At 61.0% G+C, this 21,264-nt stretch carries 21 protein-coding genes; 17 read left to right on the top strand and 4 right to left on the bottom strand.

Annotated elements, in window-relative coordinates; translation table 11 throughout:
* The first annotated feature begins 4 nt into the window (after nucleotides 1-4).
* The 4 genes from ACUY3D_RS04975 to ACUY3D_RS04960 are packed head-to-tail and all read left to right on the top strand — an operon-like array spanning nucleotide 5 to nucleotide 4,054.
* Nucleotides 5-442 carry a YraN family protein gene (locus tag ACUY3D_RS04975; protein ID WP_070596895.1) on the top strand — a complete coding sequence of 146 codons (438 nt, stop codon included), beginning with the start codon at nucleotides 5-7 and terminating at the stop codon, nucleotides 440-442.
* Complete coding sequence (locus ACUY3D_RS04970) at nucleotides 429-1,952, top strand: YifB family Mg chelatase-like AAA ATPase (RefSeq protein WP_448240449.1); 1,524 nt, start codon at nucleotides 429-431, stop codon at nucleotides 1,950-1,952. The genes ACUY3D_RS04975 and ACUY3D_RS04970 overlap by 14 nt, the downstream gene beginning before the upstream one ends.
* Nucleotides 1,949-3,127 carry a DNA-processing protein DprA gene (dprA, locus tag ACUY3D_RS04965; RefSeq protein ID WP_448240448.1) on the top strand — a complete coding sequence of 393 codons (1,179 nt, stop codon included), beginning with the start codon at nucleotides 1,949-1,951 and terminating at the stop codon, nucleotides 3,125-3,127. Before ACUY3D_RS04970 ends, dprA begins: the two co-directional genes overlap by 4 nt.
* A gap of 15 nt (nucleotides 3,128-3,142) precedes the next feature.
* On the top strand, nucleotides 3,143-4,054 hold the full coding sequence (locus ACUY3D_RS04960) for a tyrosine recombinase XerC (RefSeq protein ID WP_070533173.1): 912 nt from the start codon (nucleotides 3,143-3,145) through the stop codon (nucleotides 4,052-4,054).
* Here the strand turns inward: ACUY3D_RS04960 and ACUY3D_RS04955 are convergent.
* Nucleotides 4,017-4,523, bottom strand: a complete 507-nt coding sequence (locus tag ACUY3D_RS04955; protein ID WP_070562824.1) for a M23 family metallopeptidase — start codon at nucleotides 4,521-4,523, stop codon at nucleotides 4,017-4,019. The genes ACUY3D_RS04960 and ACUY3D_RS04955 overlap by 38 nt on opposite strands.
* A gap of 393 nt (nucleotides 4,524-4,916) precedes the next feature.
* Here ACUY3D_RS04955 and rpsB point away from each other — a divergent pair, with 393 nt between their 5' ends.
* The 5 genes from rpsB to ACUY3D_RS04930 all read left to right on the top strand — a co-directional run bounded on the left by rpsB (nucleotide 4,917) and on the right by ACUY3D_RS04930 (nucleotide 9,403).
* Nucleotides 4,917-5,744: a 30S ribosomal protein S2 gene (rpsB, locus tag ACUY3D_RS04950; RefSeq protein ID WP_070533169.1), complete on the top strand. Its 828-nt coding sequence runs from the start codon at nucleotides 4,917-4,919 to the stop codon at nucleotides 5,742-5,744.
* Between the two features lie 254 nt (nucleotides 5,745-5,998).
* Nucleotides 5,999-6,811: a translation elongation factor Ts gene (gene tsf, locus ACUY3D_RS04945; protein ID WP_070533167.1), complete on the top strand. Its 813-nt coding sequence runs from the start codon at nucleotides 5,999-6,001 to the stop codon at nucleotides 6,809-6,811.
* Between the two features lie 244 nt (nucleotides 6,812-7,055).
* Complete coding sequence (pyrH, locus tag ACUY3D_RS04940; protein ID WP_070533165.1) at nucleotides 7,056-7,793, top strand: UMP kinase; 738 nt, start codon at nucleotides 7,056-7,058, stop codon at nucleotides 7,791-7,793.
* A 70-nt stretch (nucleotides 7,794-7,863) separates the two neighbouring features.
* On the top strand, nucleotides 7,864-8,421 hold the full coding sequence (frr, locus tag ACUY3D_RS04935) for a ribosome recycling factor (RefSeq protein ID WP_070533163.1): 558 nt from the start codon (nucleotides 7,864-7,866) through the stop codon (nucleotides 8,419-8,421).
* A gap of 127 nt (nucleotides 8,422-8,548) precedes the next feature.
* Nucleotides 8,549-9,403 (top strand): phosphatidate cytidylyltransferase, encoded by an 855-nt coding sequence (locus ACUY3D_RS04930; RefSeq protein WP_180952038.1) that lies wholly within the window; start codon nucleotides 8,549-8,551, stop codon nucleotides 9,401-9,403.
* Between the two features lie 2 nt (nucleotides 9,404-9,405).
* Here the strand turns inward: ACUY3D_RS04930 and ACUY3D_RS04925 are convergent, their stop codons facing one another.
* Nucleotides 9,406-9,810: a LapA family protein gene (locus ACUY3D_RS04925; protein ID WP_448240447.1), complete on the bottom strand. Its 405-nt coding sequence runs from the start codon at nucleotides 9,808-9,810 to the stop codon at nucleotides 9,406-9,408.
* A gap of 93 nt (nucleotides 9,811-9,903) precedes the next feature.
* Between ACUY3D_RS04925 and rlmN the strand changes: the two genes are divergently transcribed.
* The 3 genes from rlmN to ACUY3D_RS04910 all read left to right on the top strand — a co-directional run bounded on the left by rlmN (nucleotide 9,904) and on the right by ACUY3D_RS04910 (nucleotide 13,489).
* Nucleotides 9,904-11,010, top strand: coding sequence for a dual-specificity RNA methyltransferase RlmN (gene rlmN, locus ACUY3D_RS04920; protein ID WP_284848272.1), 1,107 nt, complete (start codon nucleotides 9,904-9,906; stop codon nucleotides 11,008-11,010).
* 71 nt (nucleotides 11,011-11,081) lie between these two features.
* Nucleotides 11,082-11,903, top strand: coding sequence for an ABC transporter ATP-binding protein (locus ACUY3D_RS04915; protein ID WP_070533159.1), 822 nt, complete (start codon nucleotides 11,082-11,084; stop codon nucleotides 11,901-11,903).
* Nucleotides 11,900-13,489 (top strand): ABC transporter permease, encoded by a 1,590-nt coding sequence (locus tag ACUY3D_RS04910; protein WP_246816458.1) that lies wholly within the window; start codon nucleotides 11,900-11,902, stop codon nucleotides 13,487-13,489. Before ACUY3D_RS04915 ends, ACUY3D_RS04910 begins: the two co-directional genes overlap by 4 nt.
* Nucleotides 13,490-13,580: 91 nt before the next feature.
* On the opposite strand, the gene ACUY3D_RS04905 is transcribed toward ACUY3D_RS04910, so the two are convergent.
* On the bottom strand, nucleotides 13,581-14,030 hold the full coding sequence (locus ACUY3D_RS04905) for a DUF2631 domain-containing protein (protein WP_448240446.1): 450 nt from the start codon (nucleotides 14,028-14,030) through the stop codon (nucleotides 13,581-13,583).
* A gap of 191 nt (nucleotides 14,031-14,221) precedes the next feature.
* Between ACUY3D_RS04905 and dxr the strand changes: the two genes are divergently transcribed.
* The 5 genes from dxr (at nucleotide 14,222) to map (ending at nucleotide 20,686) form a co-directional block, all read left to right on the top strand.
* On the top strand, nucleotides 14,222-15,388 hold the full coding sequence (dxr, locus tag ACUY3D_RS04900) for a 1-deoxy-D-xylulose-5-phosphate reductoisomerase (protein WP_448240445.1): 1,167 nt from the start codon (nucleotides 14,222-14,224) through the stop codon (nucleotides 15,386-15,388).
* Nucleotides 15,389-15,402: 14 nt separating this feature from the next.
* Complete coding sequence (locus tag ACUY3D_RS04895) at nucleotides 15,403-16,611, top strand: M50 family metallopeptidase (protein ID WP_448240444.1); 1,209 nt, start codon at nucleotides 15,403-15,405, stop codon at nucleotides 16,609-16,611.
* 64 nt (nucleotides 16,612-16,675) lie between these two features.
* The gene (ispG, locus tag ACUY3D_RS04890; protein ID WP_070445607.1) at nucleotides 16,676-17,839 is read left to right on the top strand and encodes a flavodoxin-dependent (E)-4-hydroxy-3-methylbut-2-enyl-diphosphate synthase; all 1,164 of its coding nucleotides are present in this window, start codon (nucleotides 16,676-16,678) and stop codon (nucleotides 17,837-17,839) included.
* Nucleotides 17,840-17,896: 57 nt separating this feature from the next.
* On the top strand, nucleotides 17,897-19,747 hold the full coding sequence (locus ACUY3D_RS04885) for a penicillin-binding transpeptidase domain-containing protein (protein ID WP_448240443.1): 1,851 nt from the start codon (nucleotides 17,897-17,899) through the stop codon (nucleotides 19,745-19,747).
* Nucleotides 19,748-19,816: 69 nt separating this feature from the next.
* The gene (map, locus tag ACUY3D_RS04880; RefSeq protein WP_070533153.1) at nucleotides 19,817-20,686 is read left to right on the top strand and encodes a type I methionyl aminopeptidase; all 870 of its coding nucleotides are present in this window, start codon (nucleotides 19,817-19,819) and stop codon (nucleotides 20,684-20,686) included.
* Nucleotides 20,687-20,796: 110 nt separating this feature from the next.
* Here the strand turns inward: map and ACUY3D_RS04875 are convergent, their stop codons facing one another.
* Nucleotides 20,797-21,231 (bottom strand): hypothetical protein, encoded by a 435-nt coding sequence (locus ACUY3D_RS04875; protein ID WP_448240442.1) that lies wholly within the window; start codon nucleotides 21,229-21,231, stop codon nucleotides 20,797-20,799.
* Nucleotides 21,232-21,264: the final 33 nt, after the last annotated feature.

Genomic DNA, 21,264 nt, shown 5'->3' with positions numbered 1-21,264 from the left:
CATAGTGACAAGAAATCTAGCAACCACTCTGCATTCACCGACCGTGGGCCAGACCATCCGCCCGGCGGATGCACTGGGAAAAGCGGGGGAGAAATTCGCCGCTGACTTTTATCGTGCGCGCGGGGCGCAGGTCATCGCTGCGAACGTCCACTACCGTGTGGGCGAGCTCGATCTCGTCGTGCGTGAACCCGATGGGACCATTGTCTTTTGCGAAGTAAAGACTCGGGCAAACCGCAATTTCGGCGTCGCGGAAGCAGTAACCCCACGCAAGTTAGCGCGCTTGCGCAAGGCGGCCGCGCAATGGCTGAGCGCCGCACGGAGCGAAGGGCAGGCGTTGAGCAAGGTCCGTTTCGACGTACTCGGGCTGGTAGCCACCGGGGCGAAGTCGGGGGAGGCGTTTGAGGTGGACTACTTCCAGGGAGTCGATCATGGCTCTCGGTAGGTGCGACACGATAGCGCTGGATGGGGTCCTGGCCCGGGTGGTCACGGTGGAGGCCAACGTTGGCCCCGGGCTGCCGGGGGTTCACGTGGTGGGGCTGGGGGATGCCGCAATCTCAGAGTCGCGGGATCGCATCCGTACTGCGGTGAGCAATTCGCACTTGCCGTGGCCCAAGACGAAGGTGGTGGTGTCCATGTCGCCGGCCTCGCTGCCAAAAGCAGGGGCGCACTTTGATCTCCCGATGGCCTTGGCAATTCTAGGAGCAGGCCAGGCGGAGAAGAGTCGCCTTAGCGGGGCGCTGGTTCTTGGTGAGCTGGGGTTGGACGGGCAGGTACGGCCGGTCTCCGGCATCATCCCGGCCATTCTGGCTGCGCGTTCACAGGGATATGACACCCTGATCATTCCGGTGGGAAACGCTGCGGAAGCAGCATTGGTGTCCGGCATCACGGTACTCGTGGCCGAAACCCTGTGGGATGCTTTTGCGTGGGCGTGCGGGAGTGATTGCCTGCCGGACGCGCACCTCATTGCGCATGCGGCAGCGCCTGCGTGCGAGCAAGTCGCCGATTTCAGCGAGGTGGTAGGCCAGAAGGAAGCCAAGTGGGCGGCGGAAGTTGCTGCTGCCGGCGGCCACCACGTGATGATGGTGGGGCCACCCGGCTCCGGCAAGTCGATGATTGCCTCGCGTTTGCCGGGGATTCTGCCGCGCCTGAGCACAGAGCAAGCAGTGGAAGCCACGGCCATCCACTCGGTGGCGGGAGCCGTCGGCACCGCCATCTCACGGGCTCCGTTCATTGCGCCGCACGCTTCGGTAACGAGGGCCGCGCTGATCGGTGGCGGCTCAGGGCGCCCACGGCCAGGAGCAGTGAGCTTGGCGCACCATGGCGTGCTCTTCCTCGATGAGGTCAGTGAGGTGCCTGCGCAGGTACTCGATAGTTTGCGCGCCCCCTTGGAAGAGGGACAGGTGCGCCTGACGCGGGCGAGCAGGGAGGTTATCTTCCCCGCCCAATTCCAACTAGTGCTGGCTGCAAATCCCTGCCGGTGTGGAGCCGAAGAACCGGCGCGTTGCGAGTGCCGAGTATCAGACAGGATGAACTACTTGTCCAATTTGTCGGGGCCGCTGCGGGACCGCCTCGACATCATCGTGTCCCTGTCGGGGCAATCAGCGGTGCTCCAAGCGGAAGGGGAAGAGACCTCCGAGGTCATCGCCCAGCGCGTGGCCGCAGCCCGGGAACGCATGAAGGCGCGCTGGGAGGGTGACGGGTTGGGAAGCGTGGTCAATGGAGCAGTTCCGGCTTCATATTTGCGGCGCCACCGCCCCGCGGCGGAGTCTGCGATGATCATGCTCGCCGCCTACCTGGCGGAAGGGGAGCTGAGCCAGCGCGGGGTCGACCGTGTTCTGCGCCTAGCCTGGACGCTGGCAGACCTCGACGGCTCATCTCGCCCTGAGCTCGAGCACGTCAGCCGGGCGCTGGATCTCCGCGGGGCTGGGACGATCGAAAGGCTGGCGGCATGAGTGAGCTCAATCTATCGAGTAGCCGGCATACGTGGGCCTATCTCAATCGCGTGGTGGAGGGTCCTTCACCAACTCTTCACGGGCTGTTGACCCAATACTCGGCTGAGGAGATTGCTCGGGGAATCTACAAAGGAGAGGATTGGATTGGGCCCTTGCGGCAAGCCACGGCTTCGCGGCGTGAGTGGCTGCGGCAAGACGAAGACTTGGCTGTAGCGGAAGCGGAAGGCGCTCGGCTCATTACGCCCGCGGACGCTGAGTGGCCCGGGGAAGAGTTCTCCCGTGCCTTCGGTTTCTATCACCAAGGGGTGGTTGATGCCCCGGCAACGTTTGATGACCAAGCAGTACCACCGCACAGTCTGTGGGTACGCGGTGGAAACCTGCGCGAAGCGGTATCTCAATCTGTGGCCCTCGTGGGCACGCGCGCGGTGAGCAGGTATGGCTGGGAGGCTGCGTCACTCTTAGCGGGTGGCCTTGCGACTCATCAATGGACAGCGGTGTCCGGCGGAGCGGTAGGCGTTGATACGGCGGTCCATGAAGCGGCCCTCGATGCGGGCGGACTGACCGTCGCTGTGGCGGCCTGCGGCATCGATATTTCTTACCCAGCGCGAAATGCGAAACTCTTTGACAGAATCGCCGAGAAAGGATGCATTGTGTCTGAGTTCGCGCCGGGCACGCGGCCGCAGCGATTCCGCTTCTTATCCCGCAACCGCCTCGTGGCGGCGATGACGAGTGGCACTGTGGTGGTTGAAGCGGGGTTCCGCTCTGGTGCTCTTAACACGCTGAATTGGGCGGAAGCGCTGGGCAGGGTTGCCATGGCCGTACCGGGGCCTATTACGACATCTGGTTCCTTGGGGTGTCATCAACGAATTCAGGATGGGCGGGCCCAATTGGTGGCGTCTGCGGATGAAGTTCGGGGGTTGGTCGGCAAAGCAGGAGAGGTAGATGTGGTGGGACAGTATGAGCTCGAGTTTCAGCCGACTGCTGTGCAGCGCCTGTCCCGCAATGAGCTTCGGGTGTATGACTCCACTCCACCGGAAAGCGCGGAGGAAGGCGCGAGCGCTGAGGACATCGCGGCGGCCGCGGGAATGCGGGTGGCGTTGACCATTCACCTTCTCGTGGCGATGCAGAAGATGGGGGTGATTACTCGCTCGGGGGCGATGTGGCAGCGCACCTGAGTACACTCATGAGACATGAGTGGTGCAAGTGGTAACGGTGAGCGGCACGTGGGCGGACAGCTGGACGAGGCGATCGAAGACTTCGCGGACTTCCAGCGCATCGTCCGCGGCCGTTCCGATGCGACCGTTCGCGGCTATTGCTCCGACCTGCGCTTGCTGGCGACGGAGGTTCCGGACTTCTCAGCGTTCACACTGAATTCCCTGCGCGAATGGTTGGCCCACGCCGTTTCCGAGGGCAAGTCCCGCTCCACACTGGCGCGCCGCACCGCCGCGGTGCGTGCTTTTTCCACATGGGCTGCGCGTGAAGGCTATTTAAAAACTGATGTGGCGCAGCGTTTGGCCACGCCAAAGGTGGGCAAACACTTGCCGACGGTGATGTCGCCTTCAGCGGCGGGGGAGCTGATGGGCAATGCCGTCTCCGCCGATGAGATCCATTTCCTGCGTGATAGTGCCATGCTCGAATTCCTCTACGCCACCGGTGTGCGCGTGGCTGAGCTCGTCGGTCTCAACATCGGGGATATCGATGTGTCCCGGCGTACTGCCCGCGTCACAGGTAAGGGCAATAAACAGCGCGTCGTCCCGTTCGGGGATGCAGCTCACGATGCGCTTTGTGCCTGGTTGGAAACGGGCCGTCCCCAGCTTGCGGGTGATACGGAGGCGGTGTTCGTGGGCACCCGCGGCGGGCGTATCGACCCCCGCCAAGTCCGCCGTGTTGTCGAGCGCGCCGCGCAAGTGACGGGAACGCCGGGTTTGACCCCGCACGGGTTGCGCCACTCGGCGGCAACGCATCTGCTCGAGGGCGGAGCGGATTTGCGTATTGTCCAGGAGCTGCTCGGGCACTCTTCATTACAGACCACGCAGGTCTACACGCACGTCTCCGCCCAGCGGCTTAAGGACGTCTACGCCCGCGCCCACCCACGGGCTTGAGGCGAATGACAGGTTCCCCAAGCAAGTCCAGCGGATTGATGTAATCCTCGCGTCCTTCAATCGCGCCCCAATGTAGTCCCGGATAGCCGTCCACGGACGGGGCGAGGGTGCCAATCACGTCTCCTTCCTGTACCCGGTCACCTTTCTTGACTCTCGCAAACACTGGTTGATAGGTCGTGCGCAGGCCGTTCCCATGGGCAATCGATAGGGCGGGTTTGCCCGCGATCGAACCGGCGAAATATACGACGCCATCGCCGGCCGCGAGGACCACCCCGCCGACAGGCAGGTCCAGATCGACACCGCGGTGTCCCGCCATCCAGCGCTTTTCGGGAGGCTCGAAGCCGCGCAAAACACGCGAAACGACAGGTTCCCCGGTGGTGGGGTCGACGTAGGCGGCGGCTAGGGGGACGTCGACAAGCGCGGCCCAAGTACACAGCAAGACGGATACATAAAGAAGACGGTGACGCATGCCTCCAAGCCTGCGCTCGGACGCCTCTTCAGAGAAGAGGTGCAGCCACTGTTGTGGATAACCTGTTAAAGAAGAGGCCACTGTTGCAGCAGGGGAGAAGACCGTAGAGTCATCAACAATCCTGCTGAGATAAATCAGGCCCGTCGTTTGGAATCACCGTGTGTGCAGTACTAAGCTAGCCCACAGCAGTCTGTGCTCAGGCCTAAAGGCTGGTGCATGGATTGACTACGCGCGGCGAAGCAGCCGCTTCCTGGGTTAAGGAAGAGGCAGTCTGTGGTTGACGTGGTCCCCGCAATAGTGGGGTGTTGACCAGGGCCTTCGTTGCTAGGGTGCGGAATAAAACACCGCACAATTTTTGCAAAACCGAAACAACATATAGAAAGCGAGCGAAACATGGCAGTCGTAACCATGCGCGAGCTCCTCGACGCTGGCGTCCACTTCGGTCACCAGACCCGTCGCTGGAACCCGAAGATGAAGCGCTTCATCTTCACCGACCGTAACGGCATCTACATCATCGACCTGCAGCAGACGCTGACCTACATCGATGAGGCCTTCGAGTTCGTTAAGGAAACCGTCGCACACGGCGGCACCATCCTCTTCGTTGGTACCAAGAAGCAGGCTCAGGAAGCCGTTGCTGAAGAGGCAACCCGCGTGGGAATGCCCTACGTTAACCACCGCTGGCTCGGCGGTATGCTCACCAACTTCCAGACTGTCTCCAAGCGCCTGAAGCGCATGAAGGAGCTGCAGGCTATGGATGCGGCTGAGGACGGCTACAAGGGCCGCACCAAGAAGGAAGTTCTGATGCTGACCCGTGAGCGCACCAAGCTGGAGCGCGTCCTGGGCGGTATCTCCGACATGACCAAGGCTCCGTCCGCACTGTGGATCGTTGACACCAACAAGGAGCACATCGCGGTCAAGGAAGCTCAGAAGCTTAACATCCCGGTCGTCGCCATCCTGGACACCAACTGTGATCCGGATGAGGTTGACTTCCCGATTCCGGGTAACGACGACGCCATCCGCGCTACCAAGCTGCTCTCCGGTATCATCGCCACCGCTGTGGAAGAGGGCAAGAAGGCTCGCGAGGAGCGCCAGCTGGCTCAGGCCAAGGAGGCCGCCGGCGACAGCGCTGAGAAGGACGCCCGCGACGCCGCTGAGGCCGCCGCTGCGTCTGATCCGGCTTCCGCAGAGAAGTCTGAGGACGCTGAGAAGTCCGCAGAGTAATCTGCACACCTTAAGCCCCCGTACCGCACGGCCCACAGTGTCCGCGGCGATGGGGGCTTTTTCTCACGTGTTTTCTTAGCGTGCTAAGACGCGTGGCACATTAAAGGGTTGAAAACACCACGCTGAAGGTCTTCAGATTCTTCGCTGGGGGAGCTGGCGAAAAACTAGCACCCCCTCAACGCGACGTGGTGGTAGTGATTCCGCTACGCTGTTTCAACGAATACCGTTCAATTCCAAGGAGGATCGCTCCAACTATGGCGAATTACACTGCTGCAGACGTAAAGGCATTGCGTGAGGCCACCGGCTCCGGCATGCTCGATTGCAAGAAGGCTCTCGAAGAGTCCCAGGGTGACTACGACAAGGCCGTTGAGTACCTGCGCATCAAGGGCGCAAAGAACGTGTCCAAGCGCGCCGAGCGTGAGGCCACCGAGGGCCTGATCGCCGTTTCCGGCAACACGATGGTCGAGATCAACTGTGAGACCGACTTCGTGGCTAAGAACGAGGCTTTCAAGGCTTTTGCCACCAAGATCGCTGAGGCTGCCGGTGAGGCCAAGGTCAACTCCGGTGAGGAGCTCAACAACCTGGAGATCGACGGCAAGAAGGTCTCTGAGATCGTTGACGAAGAGTCCGCAAAGACCGGCGAGAAGCTGCAGGCCCGCCGCGCAGTCACCATCGAGGGCGACAACGTTGCTGTCTACCTGCACCAGCGTTCCGCTGACCTGCCGCCGGCAGTGGGTGTCCTGGTCTCCTACGAGGGCAACGCAGAAGGCGCTCACGCAGTGGCACTGCAGATTGCGGCTATGAACGCCGAGTACCTCACCCGCGAGGACGTTCCGGCTGAGGTCGTTGAGAAGGAGCGCGAGATCGCTGAGGCTACCACCCGCGAGGAGGGCAAGCCGGAGGCAGCCCTGCCGAAGATCGTGGAAGGCCGTCTCAATGGCTTCTACAAGTCTGTGGTTCTGCTTGAGCAGGCAGCTCTGTCTGACTCCAAGAAGACCGTCAAGCAGGTCGCAGACGAGGCCGGCACCACCATCACCGGTTTCATCCGCTACGAGGTTGGCGCTTAAGCTTTACTAGAGCTTTCGTAGCTAGGGAGTATTGCTCCGTAGCTGCGGTTTCTCCCTCCTCCTCTTTATCCCTGTGGCCGCCTGGCCGGTGGGGAAGAAGCGGGGGAGGGAGTTTGCTGTTTTCTGCCGCCCCTTAGGGTGGGGGTTGTGCGCAGCTGAATATATAAGAGCGGCTTCCTATGGTTAAGATGGAACGGAATTATTCGTGCGCTTAACTGAAGCGTCGCCATGCGTGAAGGAGACGATGAAGACCGTGACTAACCCTGAACCGAAGCGAACCGGATACAAGCGAGTCATGCTGAAGCTGGGCGGTGAGATGTTCGGCGGTGGCAAGGTCGGCATCGATCCTGATGTCGTAGAAAACGTCGCCCGCCAAATCGCCGAGGTGGCCGAACAAGGAACTGAGATTGCCGTCGTTATCGGTGGCGGTAACTTCTTCCGCGGAGCGGAGCTGTCCCAGCGCGGTATGGACCGCGCTCGCTCCGACTACATGGGCATGCTGGGTACAGTCATGAACTCCCTGGCGCTGCAGGACTTCCTCAAGCAGCAGGGCATCGACTGCCGTGTGCAGACGTCCATCAACATGGCACAGATTGCGGAGCCGTATCTGCCGCTGCGCGCCGACCGCCACCTAGAAAAGGGGCGTGTGGTTATCTTCGGCGCCGGCATGGGTATGCCGTACTTCTCCACCGACACCACCGCAGCGCAGCGCGCGCTGGAGATTGGTGCAGAAGTCCTCTTCTTGGCCAAGGCTGTCGACGGCGTCTATTCCGCTGACCCGCGCACGAATCCGGACGCGGAGCTCTACTCCGAGATCACCCCGCGTGAGGTCATCGAGAAGAACCTCAAGGTGGCTGATGCTACGGCGTTCAGCTTGTGCATGGATAATAATATGCCGATTCTGGTCTTCAACCTCCTCACCGAGGGCAATATCAAGCGCGCCGTGAACGGCGAGAAGATCGGCACGCTGGTCCAGTCTTAGTACAAACGGGCCGCGACCTGCTACATTCTTTCCCAGTACTTTTGACTATTTCAAGGGAGTTGTAACCCTCATGATCGACGAGATTCAGCTCGAAGCTGAAGAGCACATGACCGCCTCGGTGGAGCACGCCCGCGAGCAGCTGATCACCATCCGCACCGGCCGCGCCAACCCAGCCATGTTTAACGGTTTGGTCGCTGAGTACTACGGTGTGCCGACCCCGATTACCCAGATGGCAACCATCTCGGTTCCTGAGCCGCGCATGCTGCTCATCAAGCCTTATGAGCAGTCCGTGATGAATGAGATTGAGAACGCAATCCGCAACTCGGATCTCGGTGTGAACCCGACCAATGATGGTCAGGTGCTGCGCGTTACTATTCCGCAGCTGACTGAGGAACGCCGCCGTGAGATGGTCAAGCTGGCTAAGAGCAAGGGTGAGGACGGCAAGATTGCTATCCGTAACATTCGCCGCCGTGCCATGGAGCAGCTGAAGAAGCTGCAGAAGGACGGCGATGCTGGCGAGGACGAGGTCATCGCTGCAGAGAAGGAAATGGAAAAGATTACTTCCGGCTACATCGAGCAGGTGGATAAGCTCGTCGCCAATAAGGAAGAGGAGCTCATGGAGGTTTAGCCTCCACACACGAGCTTTGACTTGCCGCCGCGCCAGGCACCGACCAGCACGGCGGTCTTTTCTGTGTAGAGCTTAAGCACCCACGACTACCTGAGGAGCATGCGTGAGCACTGAGCACCCGAGCCGGATGCCGAAACCCAAGAATTCCGCGGGCCGAGACATGCCCGCGGCGATTGCCGTCGGCGTCGGCTTGGGCGCGCTCGTCGTTTTTGCGGTGTGGGCCGGGCCCTTGGTGTGGTATCTCGTCGTCGCCACCGCAGTGGGCTTGGGTATGTGGGAGGTTCTCACCCGGTTGCGGGAGCACTCCTACTATGTCCCGCGCACCCTGCTGATCGTTCTTGGCCAAGCCATGGTGTGGGTCTCGTGGTTCCTCAACGCCCCGGGCCTCGTTGCGGTCTATGTGGTTGCGGTTCTGGCGCTCATGTTCGGGCGCCTCTTCCACAACGGCAGGCACCGTCCGCCAATTAACTATCTCCGTGATATGTCGATGGGCATCTTCGTGCTGACCTGGATACCCCTCTTTGGCACGTTTGCCGCGATGCTTTCGCGGGTGGAGACGCCCTTTGCCTCGGGGGCGGCGTCGATTGTCGTGTTTATGCTCTGTGTCGTCGCCTCAGACACCGGTGGCTTTATCGCCGGCGTGATGTTTGGCTCGCATCCCATGGCCCCGGCGGTCAGCCCCAAAAAATCGTGGGAAGGCTTTGCCGGTTCGGTTGTTTTCGGAACCCTTACCGGCGCGCTTTCTTTCGCATTCCTTCTTCACCACAAGCCGTGGGTGGGCGCGCTCATGGGACTAGGACTGGTTTTCTGCGCCACTCTCGGTGACTTAGTGGAATCCCAGTTCAAGCGCGAACTGGGAATCAAAGATATGTCTGCCCTGCTGCCGGGGCACGGCGGCATCATGGATCGCTTGGACGGCATGCTGCCCTCTGCGATGGTGACCTGGGTGGCGATGAGCTTTCTCACCACCCTTGCACCTTAGATTTAGCGGCGAGCCTGCTTACGCACCTGTCGGCGCAGCTCGAACATGCGCCAGCCGCCGACGAGGGCCATGATGAGGGCTCCGGCGATGGCGCAGATGAGGTAAGTGACGCCCGCCGGGAACTGGACGGACCAGTTAAGGAAGTTCAGCGGTACCTGGTGTTGGTTCTGCAGGATGAAGATGATGAGGACGATGAGCAGCAGGAAGCCCACGATCAGGGCAATCCACGTGCTGGCAGCGAAAGAGCCCTTCACCTTGCCATCATTCTTATTCTCATAAGCCGTCGTGGTCGGAACTGGCTCTACGGAGCCTTCGGTGGCGGGGGCTTCCGCAGAGTAATCGGTCAACGGCTCCTCGGCCGGAGTGCTGGTGCGGAATTCTTCAGGGGAGTTTTCTGGATTCGTCATGCATCTATTAAATAGGTTGAGATGTCACTTTCGCCACTCCAGCAGAGTTTAGATTGGATAATGTGGCCGAAAACGTGGAAAATGGGCTCTACCATGGCTGAACCACTGAAACTGAATTTCTCCGCTCCGCGCCGCGGGCTACCCCCGAAGCACTTCGCGGACCTGACCGAGGCCGAGCGCATTGAGGCGCTCGCGGAACTTGGCCTGCCCAAGTTCCGGGCAAAGCAGCTGGCCAAGCACTACTACGTCCACCACACCGCCGATGTTTCTGAGATGACGGATATCCCGGCCGCCGCCCGCGAGGCGGTGCAGGAGCGTTTGTTCCCCACGCTCATGCAGCCCATTCGTCAGACCTCCACCGACGACGGGGAAACCACCAAGTCCCTGTGGCGCTTGCACGACGGCACCTTGCTGGAATCCGTGCTCATGCGTTACCCAGGGCGTGCCACCTTGTGTATCTCCTCCCAGGCTGGCTGCGGCATGGCCTGCCCGTTCTGCGCCACCGGCCAGGGCGGGTTGGACCGCAACCTGTCCACCGCGGAAATCGTGGAGCAGTTTAGGCACGCCGCTCGCCTCATGGAAGAGGAAGGCGGTCGCTTGAGCAACGTTGTTTTCATGGGCATGGGAGAGCCGCTGGCTAACTACAAGCGCGTGGTTCACGCGGTGCGCCAGATTACCGGCTCTGAACTCACAGGCTTCGGCCTGTCCCAGCGCAATGTCACGGTATCGACGGTCGGCTTGGCCCCGGCCATCCGCAAGCTCGCGGATGAGGATCTGTCCTGCACCCTCGCAGTCTCCCTGCACACCCCGGACGATGAACTGCGCGATACCCTCGTGCCGGTTAACAACCGCTGGCCGGTTGAGGAGGTACTTGATGCCGCTAAGTACTACGCCGATAAGTCGGGCCGCCGCGTTTCCATCGAGTACGCGCTGATCCGCGATAAGAATGATCAGGATTTCCGCGCTGACATGTTGGGCCGGAAGCTGCATGCGGCTCTGGGCTCCAAGGTTCACGTCAATGTGATCCCGCTGAACCCCACGCCGGGCTCGGAGTGGGATGCTGCCCCGAAGGCGCGCCAGGACGAGTTCGTTCGCCGCGTCATCGCGCAGGGCGTGCCGTGCACCGTGCGCGATACCAAGGGCGATGAAATTGCTGCGGCCTGTGGCCAGCTCGCCGCCGACGAGCGTGAGAGCGCTTAAGAGCTCTGCTTACAGTTTCCTAACAATAGTTTCGCCGGAGGAGAAAGCATTAATGGTTCTTGATACCGTTAATGCTTATGACTCATCCTTATCGCGAGGACTTAGCGGCAGATCCACGCACCCAAGCTTTAGCGGTGCGCGATCTGCGCAAGTCTTTTGGTTCTCAGATTGCCGTCAACAGCCTCAACCTGGATGTACCGCGCGGATCCATCTACGGGATAGTGGGGCCGAATGGCGCGGGCAAAACCACGATGCTGACCATGGCGTGTGGCCTCCAGCGCCCTGATGCCGGCCACAGCTTCATCGCCGGCCACAACGTGTGGGAGGAGCCCATCCCCGCCAAACAGGCCATGGGGCTGCTCATGGATGGGGCGCCGGTCTTTGACCGTCTCACTGGCGCTGAATACCTTCACTACCTCGGCGCCCTTCACAAGTTGGAGCGCTCCGAGTCGCTGCGCCGTGCGCAGGAGCTTCTCGACGCCCTCTCCCTCTCCGAGGCCGCCGATAAACGCATCGCGGACTATTCCGCCGGCATGACCAAAAAGATTCTCCTGGCCGGGGCCGTCCTGCACAACCCGGAGGTGCTTATCCTTGACGAGCCTCTGGAAGCCGTGGATCCGGTCTCCGGGCGCCTCATCCAGCAGATGCTGCGCGCCTATGCCTCCCGCGGCGGCACGGTTATTTTGTCCTCGCACGTCATGGAGCTCGTCGAGGGGCTGTGCGACCACGTCGCCATCATCAACGGCGGCCAAGTCATCACCGCGGGCCACGTCGACGATGTCCGTCAAGGCCAAAGCTTGAGCGACCTGTTTATCGCGGCCGTCGGCGGGCGGGACCTGGATGCCTCGAAGTTTGGGTGGCTGCGCTCGCCAGCGGCAGGTGACGCTGAATGACATCCACTCTGTTCAGCCTTCATCGCACTCTGTGGTGGCGAAGCGTTTCTTCCAATCCGGCGACGCTCATGATGGGGCTCATGATGCTGATCTACGGAGCAATCGGCCTCTTTTCCATCGCAGCCATGGTGTATGCAGATATCACCACGCCCGGACACGGCTACCAAGCACTGACCGTCGGCGTGGCGGGCGGCATGCTCATTTACATACTCCTCGCTCTCTTTATGCCGGCGGGGGAGAATCAATTGAGCCCGACAACTCTGGGAGCCCTTCCTCTGACTCCCCGTGAGGTCCTTCCGGGCTTGTTCTTCTCCGGTCTGCTGACCACCCGCGCCATCATGTCGGTCGTCTTTTCCCTGGTGTATGCGATCATCGGCAGCATTTTCCTCATCCTGACAGGAACCGGGTGGGCTGCGGTGCCCTTCGTCGTGGGCATGGTGCTGTCGTGCGCGACGACCATCATCGTTGGCGAATGTCTTGGCCAAGTGGCTTCCGCTATCGCGGATTCCCAAAAGTCGCGCACCCAAATTGCGGCGATGGTGGTTATGGGCCTGCTGGTCTTTGGCATGCTGCAGGCACAGAGCGTCCTCGAGTCCTTGCCTCCGCTCGATTCGGTGGGCACCATCATGGCCTGGACCCCGTTGGGTGCCGGGGTGGGGTGGGCGCTCGCGCTTGCCGACGGCCACCTCATCACCGCCCTATCCCAACTACTGATCGCGGTGGGCAGCCTTGTCCTGCTGGTATGGGCATGGTCCCGTCAGATAGGCGGCCTCATGCGCAACCCCGGAACAGGCGGTGACGCAGCCAGCGAAGTGACGGGCAAGGGTGTGTCCAAGTTGGAGTTGGGCGCTTGGTCTTATTCCAGCCCGGCGGCGATGGAATACTCTCGCGCACTGCGTTATCTCACCCGCGATAAGCGGCAAACCGGCATGCTCTACACGATGCCTTTGTTTGGCGTGCTGACCCTATATCAGTTGTGGAAGGGCGATGATTTCACCGCATATTTCATGCTGTGCTTCAGCGCGATCGTGCTCTCTTCGCTCTTGGCTAATGATTATGGCTTCGATGGGCCGTCGAATTGGGTCCACATGGTGGCGCCGGTTGCTCCGCGTACCATCCTTCATGCGCGCCACCTCGCACACGTCACTATTCCCTTGATCGGGTTTGTGCTGCTTGCTGTAGTGGTTCTTGTCTTTAGCGACAACTTCACCTTGGGCATGTTGTGCACAGCTGTGGCTCTAGGCGTGTTCATTTCCACGGCGGCGGTGGGCTTGGGACTGACCGTGCTCAACCCTTATCCCTTGTCAGCCCCGGGACAGAACCGGTGGAATGACAAATCCGGCTATTCCGCTGGCGCTTTCTTCACGGCGTTCGTCGGCATGATGCTGGTGTGGGTGCCCGCGCTTCCCGGCATCGTGGTTTCTGCCCTCAGCTATGAGCGCGGCGGCTGGCTGCTATATGCCGCTGTGATAGTTTCTCTGCTGGTTCCGTCACTTGTCTACGCCGCTGTCTGGCGCTTCGCCGGAAAGAGGGCGCAGGAGCGAACCCCGGAGATTTACGCCACGGTAAACCGTTACGTGAGCTAGGGGTTGAGCAGATAGTACAAAAGCTCCCTTCCATGTGCAGTTCATTCATGAACTGCGGGAAGGGAGCTTTTGTTTACAGCGAAGAAGCGCTTTAGTTAGCCACCGACTTGGCAGCGTGGCGGCCGTCGGACACGCCGCGGAGGTGAGCGACGCGGGAGGGCTCAATGTTGAGGGCACGCAGCTCGTCATCGGTCAGGGAAGCGTAGACGTTGCCAACGGTCTTCTGCTCGTATGCCCAGTCCGGCTCCTCATGGCCCACCGGCTTGTTGCGGGCAGTCAAGGTGCGTACCTGGGAGAGCTTCGGCTGCAGAGCGTAAATGACCAAGCCGAGGGCGATGAGGACTGCCAAGGCGATAAGCCAGACCGTCTCTACGTGGCCCTTGTGGTTACCAAAGTTATAAGCAAGCAGGAACGCGACGGACGTCCAGCCGGCGATCTGTACGCCCGAGCGGCTGATGCGGGACCAACCGAAACCTGCGGACGGGACGTCATCGGTGGATACGCCGTCGAAAACCTGCGATGCCGGCTTGTGGGAAGACACTTGCTCTCCTTTGCGTGTACATGCGGCCCGCCCTGGTTAGAACTAGTTGCGTGAGGCGAGCGCACGAAAATGCCAGTTATTCTGTGTAGTAGTTTAAATGATCCTGCCGGCAACCGCGATTAAACACCCCCGCTTATCGCTATCGGAGCGCACAGGACTCCGACTAGGGTTGACCGGCTAGGGTTGAGAGGGTGAGTACCCAACGCATTCTTATTCTCGGCTCTACTGGCTCGATCGGCACCCAGGCTCTGGACGTTATCGCGGATAATCCGGATAAGTTCACGGTCGTGGGCATTGCCGCCGGCGGTTCCAACCCGCAGCTTATTATCGAGCAGGCTCGTGCCCTCAACCTTTCGTTTGACCACGTGGCCGTCGCCAAGCCCGATGCGGCACGCACCGTCTCCGAGGCCCTCGGCGGCACCGTGCTCTCCGGCCCAGATTCCGCAGAGCAGCTGGTCCGGGCCATCGATGCGGACAAGGTCCTTAACGCGCTCGTCGGTTCAATGGGCCTAGCCTCCACGGTCGCGACTTTGGAAAAGGGTGAGCTTCTGGCGTTGGCGAATAAGGAATCCCTCGTCGCCGGTGGCTCCATCGTCACCCGTCTTGCGGGGGAGGGCCAGATCATTCCGGTGGATTCGGAGCATTCCGCCATGGCGCAATGTTTGCGCGCGGGCAGTGATGTGGAGCTTGATCACCTCGTGCTCACCGCCTCCGGCGGTCCCTTCCGAGGCTGGACCCGCGAGGAGATGTGGGATGTCACTCCGCGGCAGGCCGCGCAGCACCCAACGTGGTCGATGGGGCAGATGAACACTCTGAATTCCGCCACGCTGGTCAACAAGGGCCTGGAGCTCATTGAGGCCACGCTTCTTTTCGACGTCTCCCCAGAGCGCATCGAGGTCACCGTCCACCCCCAGTCCATCGTCCACTCGATGGCAACGTTCACCGATGGCTGCACCATCGCGCAGTGCTCGCCACCGTCGATGAAGCTACCGATCTCCCTGGCACTGGATTGGCCGCGCCGCGTGCCGGGTGCCCAGCCGGCGTTGGACTTTTCCACCGCACATGATTGGCGCTTTGAGCCGCTGGATGATGAAGCCTTCCCGGCCGTTCGCTTAGCGCGCGAGGTTGCCGCCGCCGGAGGTACGCACGCAGCCGTGTACAACGCTGCCAATGAGGAGGCGGCCGCGGCCTTCTTGGCAGGGCGCATTCACTTCCCGGAAATTGTTGACGTTGTCAGTCACGTCGTGGATCAGGCCGCGCAGTTCGCTGGTGTACCCTCTAGCGTCGATGATGTCCTCGCCGTGGAAGGCGAGGCCCGCCGTCGCGCCAACACGATGGTGGATTCGCTCGCTCGATAGAAAGCCCCTGATTTATGGCAAATGTCCTCGGCATAGTTCTCTTCGCCTTGGGGATCGGCATCACTGTTGCCCTGCACGAGGCCGGTCACATGTTTACCGCTCGTGCCTTCGGTATGCGTGTGCGCCGCTATTTCATCGGTTTCGGTCCACGCGTTGCGTCCTTTACACGTGGCCACACAGAGTATGGCCTCGCTGCCTTCCCGGTGGGTGGTTTCTGCGATATTGCAGGAATGACGGCGCAGGATGAGTTCCTCACGGAAGAGGAAAAGCCCTATGCCATGTACACAAAGCCGGCGTGGCAGCGCATCATCGTGCTGGCCGGCGGCATCACCGTCAACCTGCTTTTAGGATTTATTATCCTGCTGCTCATCGCCATGACGACGGGCTTGCCCAACCCAGACGCGGATGTGCGCCCGCGCGTTGGCGAGGTCTCCTGCGCGGCGAATCAGAAGGCCGATGGCGAACTCGAACCGTGCCAAGGAGTAGGCCCTGCTGGTGAGGCGGGCGTGGAACCTGGGGACATCGTTCTAGCGCTGAACGGCGAGACCATGGACTCCTTTGCGCAGCTTCGCGATACCGTCATGAGCTACCCCGGTGACACTGTCACCCTCAGAGTCGAACGCGATGGCGAGCCGCGTGACTTCGACATCACGCTTGCTACGGTGACTCGACTCAACGCCGAGGGGCAACTGGTGGAGGTCGGCGCCATCGGTATGAGCAACCAGATTATCGATATCAGGGAGATCTACTCCTTCGTCGACGCCTTCCCGGCGACCGCCCGCTACTCGGGCTATGCGCTCAACGCCACGGTCCAAGGAATCGCGCAATTCCCAGCCAAGATCCCGGGCGTGGTGGCCTCCATCTTTGGGCAGGAGCGCGATGTTAACGGACCAATGTCTGTGGTGGGAGCCTCCCGGGTGGGCGGCGAGTTGGTCGAGCGGAGCCTGTGGTCATCCTTCTTCATGATGCTGGCCACCCTCAACTTCTTCCTCGCGCTGTTTAACCTCATCCCGCTCCCGCCGTTCGATGGCGGCCATATCGCCGTCATTATTTATGAAAAGATCCGCGACGCTCTGCGCCGCCTCATGGGCAAGAAGCCGAAGGGGCCGGCGGATTACACCAAGCTCATGCCGGTGACCTATGTTCTGGCTTTCGTCCTCATGGCGGTGGGCGCGCTCATCATGATTGCGGATGTGGTGAACCCAATCCGGCTGTTTGGTTAGTGATCGGCCTGTCGCGTGCGGTGCTAGAGTGGGGGCGTTAAAACCCAATTAGCAAGGAGCACACATGTCGACCCCTATTGGTCTTGGAATCCCCGACGGCCCGCCTCCCACCCTGGCGCCGCGCCGCAAGACGCGTCAGCTCATGGTTGGCCAGGTGGGCGTGGGCTCTGATCACCCGATTTCAGTGCAGTCGATGACCACGACGAAGACGCACGACGTCAACGCTACCCTCCAGCAGATTGCACAGCTGACCGCCAGCGGCTGCGACATCGTTCGCGTTGCCTGCCCGAAGACGGTTGATGCGGAGGCCTTGCCAGCGATTGCGCAGAAGTCTCCGATCCCGGTGATTGCAGATATCCACTTCCAGCCCAAGTACATCTTTGCCGCCATCGATGCCGGCTGTGCCGCTGTCCGCGTCAACCCGGGCAACATCAAGGAATTTGATGGCCGCGTTAAAGAGGTTGCGAAGGCCGCCGGCGATGCCGGTATCCCGATTCGCATCGGCGTCAACGCCGGTTCTTTGGACAAGCGCATCATGGAGAAGTACGGCAAGGCCACCCCGGAGGCTCTCGTCGAGTCCGCACTGTGGGAGGCCGGCCTCTTCGAGGAGCACGGCTACGGCGATATCGCCATTTCCGTCAAGCACAATGACCCCGTCGTCATGGTGGAGGCCTACCGCCAGCTCGCCGCTCAATGCGACTACCCGCTGCACCTCGGCGTCACCGAGGCCGGCCCGGCATTCCAGGGCACCATCAAGTCTTCCGTGGCTTTCGGCGCCCTGCTTGCCGAAGGCATCGGTGACACCATCCGCGTGTCTTTGTCTGCGGATCCGGTCGAGGAGATCAAGGTCGGCGACCAGATTCTGCAGTCCCTCAACTTGCGCCCGCGCAAGCTGGAGATTGTCTCCTGCCCGTCCTGTGGTCGCGCACAGGTGGACGTCTACAAGCTGGCTAACGAGGTCACCGAAGGCCTCGACGGCATGGAGTTCCCGCTGCGCGTGGCCGTCATGGGCTGCGTGGTGAACGGTCCGGGCGAGGCCCGCGATGCCGATCTTGGCGTGGCCTCCGGTAACGGCAAGGGCCAGATCTTTGTCAAGGGTGAGGTCATCAAGACCGTTCCCGAATCCAAGATCGTGGAAACGCTCATCGAAGAGGCAATGCGCTTAGCTGAAGAACAAGGTTTGGAAGCTGTGGAGGGCGCCAAGGCTGAGGTCCGCGTTACCAAGTAACCCACCTGCGGTGTGGGGCGGCCGTCTAGCCGCCCCAGGCTGCTACGCTGCCCAAGCATGAAGAGGTTCGTGGCGCTGCTCGGTGCGGCAGGTATCGCGGCGTCGTCATTGGTGGGATGCACCCCCAAGCCGGTGTCCGCGCGCCCAGTCGCTGAGCAATTCCTGGAAGACATGGAAACCCGCAATAATGAGGACTTGGCGCAGCTTGTCGATGATGGCAGCACAGCTACGAACACGCTTGACGCAACCTTCGCGGGCCTGCAAGCGGAGGGGCTCGACGTCGAATTGACCGGGGTTGATCAACAAGAGGCCCAAGCCACCGCGCACTATTCGGTGACGTGGACCCTGCCTCGCAATCGTTCCCTGCGCTATGACACCTCGATGGCCTTAACGCGCAAGGAGAAAGACTGGACGGTGCGCTGGCAGCCCAGCATTATCCATCCCGATCTCGGCGCGCACCAACACCTCGAATTGCGCTCAATTGCGCCGAAACGCGCCGGCGTGGTCTCCTCCGATGGAGTGGAACTCATGTCTCCGGGCTTGCAATACCGCCTCGTTGTCGATACCGACGCCGTAGACGACCCACGCCCCGTCACCGCGAAAGTATCCGGCGCGCTGAGCCAAGCTCATCAAGAGGATGATTCCATCCCGGAGATTGACTCTGGTGAGCTAGCCAAGAATCTCGAGGAGGTCGATGGTTCCTACTCAGTCACCATGCTCAATGAGGCTCAGGCAGCGCGGCTGCGCCCGGTTCTGGAGAACCAGAAAGGGATCCGCTTCAACGAGGAACCCGCGCTTATCACGCGCGATACTGGCTTGGCCCCGGACATCCTCGCCCGCGTGCGCTCCATGGTCTCCGAGGAGGTCGACGGAACAAATGGATGGTCCGTTTCTGTCGTCAACGAACACGGAGCCGCGCTTTCCGACGTCGAGCATCACGAACCCGAGGCAGCTCCGTCCATCAAGGTATCGCTGGACTATGACGTCCAGCGTGCCGCGCAAGAAGCCGTCAATCAGCGTGCTGAATACGAGGCCATGCTCGTGGCCATGCGCCCTTCGACCGGCGAGATTCTAGCCGTGGCCCAAACCCCGGAGGCAGATAAGAAGGGCGATATCGCCCTCCAAGGTCAGTTCCCACCGGGTTCGGTGTTTAAGATCATTACGGCCTCGGCGGGCGTCGACAAGCAAGGCCTGTCTCCAGACTCTATCGTTCCGTGCCCCGGCACCATGGAGCTGTATGGGCGCACCGTCACCAACTACAACGGGTTCTCCCTTGGCTCGGTGCCGCTGCGTCAAGCCTTTGCACAATCCTGCAACACCACTTTTGCGCAGATCTCAACGGATCTGCCGAAGGGTGAGCTACGTGATGTGGGCAAACAATATGGTCTGGGAATTGACTATGAGGTGCCGGGCTTATCGACGCTCACCGGCTCCGTCCCCGAGGGCGAGACACCCCTCGAGCGCACGGAATCTGGTTATGGACAGGGCCTCGACCTTGTCTCTCCCTTCGGCATGGCGCTTGTCTCCTCGACGGTCGCGGCGGGCAAGACCCCGACGCCGACGCTTATTGAGTCACGTGAGACCAAGGTGTCCGAAAAGGTCCCCGCGCCCAGCGAGGAAACATTGACTCAGGTGCGGGACATGATGCGCCAGGTGGTGGCAAGCGGTACGGCATCAGGGATGCAGGCGCAGGGCACCGTCTACGGCAAGACCGGTGAAGCGGAGATCAATGGTGGCTCGCATGCCTGGTTCACCGGCTACCGCGACGACGATATCGCTTTCGCAACTCTGGTTGTTCTGGGCGGTGGCTCGACGATTTCGGTCAACATCACGGACAATTTCCTGCAGCGCCTCGACGCCCTCCGCGCGGAAGGCCACGGCGAGGTGGCCCCCGCACAAGAGCAGTAGCGCGTCGTAGTCAGCGCGCCTGTGGTGTCCTTTGTCGGGCGCTGGGGAAGAGGGCTACCATGAGTAGTTATGACTAAGCGCGCGATGCTGAAGCAAGAAAAAGATACTCCAATCCGCAAGGTACCGAAGGACATTGAGCGCCCGGAGTACGTGTGGAAGGACTCGGTCCAGGAAGCCCAGGGCGAGCCATTCGTGCAGACCCCAGAGGTTATTGAGGCCATGCGTGAGGCCTCCCGAATCGCCGCCAATGCTCTCCAGGAGGCCGGAAAAGCAGTGGCGCCTGGCGTGACCACGGATGAGATCGACCGCGTGGCGCACGAGTACATGTGTGACCACGGTGCTTACCCGTCGACTTTGGGCTACCTGGGGTTCACGAAGTCCTGCTGTGTCTCCCTCAATGAGATTGTCTGCCACGGCATTCCGGACACGACGGTGATTGAGGATGGAGACATTGTCAATATCGACGTCACTGCCTTTAAGAACGGTGTCCATGGCGATACGAACGCTACGTTCCTCGCAGGCAACGTCACCGAAGAACACAAGCTGCTAGTGGAGCGCACCAAGGAAGCGATGATGCGCGGCATTAAGGCCGCAAAACCGGGCCGTGAGATTAACGTTATCGGACGCGTCATTGAGTCCTACGCTCACCGCTTTGGCTACAACGTGGTCACTGACTTTACCGGTCACGGTGTGGGCCCCACCTTCCACAACGGGCTGGTCGTGCTGCACTATGATTCCATGACCTACCGCGACATCCTCGAGCCCGGAATGACCTTGACCATCGAGCCGATGATCAACCTGGGTTCCCTGGATTATGAGATCTGGGATAACGGCTGGACCGTCCAGAACACCGATGGCAAGTTCACCGCCCAGTTCGAGCACACCATCGTCATCACCGATGACGGCAACGAGATCCTCACCCTGCCGGATGAGGCCTAGCGTTTAAACGTCGAGCGTTTAAACATAGCCGAAACGAAACAAGCCCTCCACCTTCCCCGTGCAATACACGGTGGGGCGGAGGGCTTTGTGCTGCCAGTAAAGAGCGCTAACTAGAAGGAAACGTTCTTCAAAGCCTGGCCAACGTAGTCCGGGATCATACCGGAGTACACAGCGTAGTTGTAAGCGGCAACAGCGGTGGAAACAGCGGCAGCGGCGACCATAGCGATGGTGCCACCACGCCAGAGGTCCAGCCACTGCGGAACCTGGGACGGGTTCTTGGTGGAACCGAAAGCGTCAGCACCATTACCGGTGATGTCGCCGTCGGTCACGCCACCCAGCTTGGAGGAGAGGGAGCCTTCGCCCTCAGAAGAGAGTGCGGAAGACATCTCGGAAGAGGTAGCGTCCTTCTGGAGCTCCTCCTGAACCTGCTGGTCGGTCAGGCCGGAGCCCTCAACGGCCTCAGCGGCGGAAGCAACGGTGGTGCCAGCGAAGGCGACGGTGACGGCGGTTGCAGCAGCAACGGCGGCGGTGCGGAATTTACGCATCTTGAGTAAAGCCTTTCAGAAAGTGGGTTAGAA

The sequence above is a fragment of the Corynebacterium guaraldiae genome, assembly GCF_053480195.1.
Note: the sequence above shows the minus strand (reverse complement) of the source record. Positions and strands in the feature narration are given on the sequence as shown.